This is a genomic window from Streptomyces boncukensis (genome assembly GCF_011045075.1).
GTDB lineage: Bacteria > Actinomycetota > Actinomycetes > Streptomycetales > Streptomycetaceae > Streptomyces > Streptomyces boncukensis.
Genome location: NZ_JAAKZZ010000781.1, coordinates 1 through 2,408 on the forward strand (window position 1 = coordinate 1; position 2,408 = coordinate 2,408).

The following is a 2,408-nucleotide window of genomic DNA, read 5'->3' on the forward strand; positions in this document are numbered from 1 at the left end:
CGGATTATGAGTCCGCTGCTCTAACCTGCTGAGCTACCGCCCCGAAACGGCGCGCCGCGCACATCTGTGCGCGCCGTCTGCCGCAGCATAGCTGCTCATACGATCTGCCGCCCGCGCCGGGGGCGATCTACGCAGGTGAGGACCGCGATCAAGGGGTGATTGGTTCCCGTGCGGGCCCAACTTCCCGGCCACGCGGGCCAGATACGCGAAATGGGCCCCGGCGAGGGGCCCATTCGGGTGATGCTCCCGCGACTGGACTCGAACCAGTAACCTGCCGGTTAACAGCCGGCTGCTCTGCCGATTGAGCTACACGGGACCGCTCCGCGCGGATGCGCCGTCCCGTCCCCGGGGGCGTTCCCTTGCGGCACGGAATACATTAGCGCATGCCAGGGGGTGCTCCGAAATCGGTATCCCACCGCACGGCACCGCACCCCGGGAGCCGAGAGAAGGGGATGGCAATGCGCTACCGGCTCACGTTCGTGACAGGAGTGGCCGTCGGGTACGTGCTGGGGACCCGCGCGGGACGGGAGCGGTACGAGCAGCTGGTGAAGGCCGCGCGGCGGGTCTGTGAGAACCCGGCCGTGCGCAACCTCGGCGAGGCGGCGTCGGTCACCTGCCGGAGCGCGGCGGGCAAGGCGGCGGGAGCCTTCGGCAACCGGTGCGGACGCGGCGCCGGAGCCGCGGAGCGCGGGGTCGGCACGGGGGACGAGGAGTGGGGCGTCACCCATACCTAGCCCGTACCTAGCCCGCCCTCGGCAGGCGGGCGCGTGCGCCCTCCAGGAGGGGGCGCAGCAGATCCCCCTGCTCCCGCAGCCGGCGGGGCAGGTCGGCGGTGACGAAGACGAGGTCCTCGGCGGTCTCGGCCGCGGCCAGCTCGTCCCAGGTCACGGGGGTGGAGACGGTGGGGAGCCGGTTGGCCCGCACGGTGTAGGGCGCGGCCGTCGTCTTCGCGGCCGAGTTCTGCGACCAGTCCACGAGGACCTTGCCGCCGCGCAGCGCCTTCTCCATCCTGCTGACCGCCAGCTCGGGCAGCGCCGCCTCCGCCTCCCGGGCCAGCCGCTTCGCGTACCCCGAGACCGCGAGGGAGTCCAGCGGCTCGATGGCCGCCAGCAGATGCAGGCCCTTGGAGCCCGAGGTCTTGGGCAGCAGCTCGGCGCCGTCCCCGGCGGTCCGGGCGCGCAGCCAGTCGGCGACGGTGCGGCAGTCCAGGATGTCCGCGCCCTCGCCCGGGTCCAGGTCGAGGACGAGGCGGTCGGCCTCGCCCTGGTGCTCCACGCGCCACTGCGGGGTGTGCAGCTCCAGGGCCGCCAGGTTGGCCGCCCACACCAGGGAGGCCCGGTCCTGGAGCAGGACCTGGTGCATCGGCGTCTTGCTGGTCACCGTGATCTCGCGGACCGTCACCCAGTCGGGCGTCCCGCGCGGCACGTGTTTCGTGAAGAACCTCTCGGCCTCGACGCCGTCCGGGAAGCGGAGGAACGAGAGCGGGCGTCCGTCGAGGTGGGGCAGGAGGGTGTCGGCGACCGACGCGTAGTAGTGGATCGCCTCGCCCTTGGTGAAGCCGGTGGCCGGATAGAGCACCTTGTCGAGATTGCTCAGGGAGAGCCGGCGGCCCTCGATCTCCGTGTGCGGCATACCCTGAGAATCCCATAGAAGGGACAAAGTATGCGTTCTATCTGGAAAGGGTCCATTTCCTTCGGGCTGGTCTCGATCCCGATCAAGGTGGTGTCGGCCACTGAGAACCACAGCGTCTCCTTCCACCAGGTGCATACCGCCGACGGCGGCCGGATCCGCTATCGGAAGGTGTGTGAGCTGGACGGGGAGGAAGTCCCGCGTGAGGAGACGGGCCGGGGCTTCGAGACGGACGACGGTACGACCGTACTGCTGACGGACGCGGACATGGCAGCCCTGCCGCTGCCGACGGCGAAGACCGTGGAGATCCTCGGCTTCGTGCCCGCCGAGCGGATCGACCCCATCCAGCTCGACCGCTCGTACTATCTGGCGGCCGACGGCAAGAGCGCGGACAAGCCGTATGCGCTGCTGCGCGAGGCGCTGCGGCGCTCCGGCAAGGTCGCCGTCGCCAAGCTGGCGATGCGCGGCCGGGAGAGCCTGGGGATGCTCCGGGTGTACGAGGACGCGCTGGCCCTGCACACGATGCTGTGGCCGGACGAGATCCGCCCCGTGAGCGGGGTCGCGCCCGAGGAGCGGGTCGCCGTGCGGGACGCGGAGCTGGACCTCGCGGACACCCTGATGGAGACCCTCGGCGAGCTGGACTGGGACGAGCTGCACGACGAGTACCGGGCCGCGCTGGAGGCGCTGGTCGCCGAGAAGGCGGCGGGAGGGCAGCCCAGCGCCCCGGGGGCGGGTGCGGCGGCGTCCGGGACCTCCGGCAAGCTGGTGGACCTCATGGC

General features: G+C 71.3%; 3 protein-coding genes and 1 tRNA gene. 2 read left to right on the forward strand and 2 right to left on the reverse strand.

Translation table 11 applies throughout. From position 1 onward, the window contains the following. Positions 1–243: 243 nt before the first annotated feature. Positions 244–316 (reverse strand) — tRNA-Asn (locus G5C65_RS35515). A gap of 142 nt (positions 317–458) precedes the next feature. Here G5C65_RS35515 and G5C65_RS35520 point away from each other — a divergent pair. Next, the gene (locus G5C65_RS35520; RefSeq protein ID WP_165303179.1) at positions 459–734 is read left to right on the forward strand and encodes a YtxH domain-containing protein; all 276 of its coding nucleotides are present in this window, start codon (positions 459–461) and stop codon (positions 732–734) included. 7 nt (positions 735–741) lie between these two features. On the opposite strand, the gene ligD is transcribed toward G5C65_RS35520, so the two are convergent. Then, positions 742–1,632, reverse strand: a complete 891-nt coding sequence (gene ligD / locus G5C65_RS35525) for a non-homologous end-joining DNA ligase (RefSeq protein ID WP_165303180.1) — start codon at positions 1,630–1,632, stop codon at positions 742–744. A 30-nt stretch (positions 1,633–1,662) separates the two neighbouring features. Between ligD and ku the strand changes: the two genes are divergently transcribed. Then, positions 1,663–2,408, forward strand: a 746-nt coding sequence (gene ku, locus G5C65_RS35530; RefSeq protein ID WP_165303181.1) for a non-homologous end joining protein Ku, incomplete at its 3' end; no start/stop codon positions are given.